Source organism: Streptomyces sichuanensis (assembly GCF_020328095.1).
Taxonomy (GTDB): Bacteria; Actinomycetota; Actinomycetes; order Streptomycetales; family Streptomycetaceae; genus Streptomyces; species Streptomyces cinnamoneus.
This window is the reverse complement of the sequence record NZ_JAIXMK010000272.1, coordinates 1-890: the sequence shown is the minus strand read 5'-3', so window position 1 is coordinate 890 and position 890 is coordinate 1. Positions and strand designations below refer to the sequence as shown.

Genomic DNA, 890 nt, shown 5'->3' with positions numbered 1-890 from the left:
GCGGAGTTGTCGCGTGCGGTCGAGCAGGCCGTGATGATGGAGAAGGAGCTTTTGGTCGATCCTGAGTATTTCGCGGCGGTGGCGCGGCAGGTTCCGGCGTTCGTGGCGGTGGATGTTCAGGTCAAGCGTGGTCGTGGTGGTAATGAGCTGGTTCGGCATCGTTTTGATGTGGTGTTGCGGACGGCTCCGTCGGGTGCGCGTGATGTGACGGATGTGGCGGTTCTGCGTTTCGGCGTGGATGTGCTGGGTCTGGAGGATCTGGAGCGCCGGCTTGTGGCGGGTATGGATCTGCCGGTTCGTGTGTCGGGGATTCCGGATGCGCGGGTGGCGGGTGAGCTGGCTGCGGTTCAGGTGCTGGCGGAGGGCCGGCCGGTGGCTGATGCGTTGGCGGCGCTGGATTCGGCTGGTGAGTCGGGTGTGGATCCTGAGGTGTTGTTCGCGTTGGCCGGGCGGTGTGGTCTGGGGGTGCGGGTGACGTATTCCTCGGGTGCTGCGGGTCGGTTGGATGCGGTGTTCGGGGTGGATGAGGAGGCGTTGGCGGGTGTGTATGTGCCGGCGGGGCGGTTGGAGCCTTCGGCGCATGTGAACAATCCGCTGGGTTCGCGGCAGTTGGGTGCGTTGGTGAGTGCTCTTCGGGTGTTTGCCGAGGAGCGGTTGCCGGAGTACATGGTGCCGGCGGCGTTTGTGCCGTTGGATGTGCTGCCGATGACGGTGAACGGGAAGCTGGACCGGCGTGCTTTGCCGGCGCCTGATTTCTCGGGAGCGTCGACTTCCAGGGCGCCTCGTGATGAGCGGGAGGCGTTGTTGTGTGCGGTGATGGCTGAGGTTCTGGCGTTGCCGTCGGTGGGTGTCGATGACAACTTCTTCGACCTCGGCGGCGACAGCATCAT

1 protein-coding gene is annotated in these 890 nt (G+C 64.7%); it reads left to right on the top strand.

Annotated features, from left to right (window positions below):
• Positions 1 to 890 (top strand): phosphopantetheine-binding protein (locus LE181_RS31910; RefSeq protein ID WP_225665104.1); only part of this gene is annotated, 890 nt, incomplete at both ends.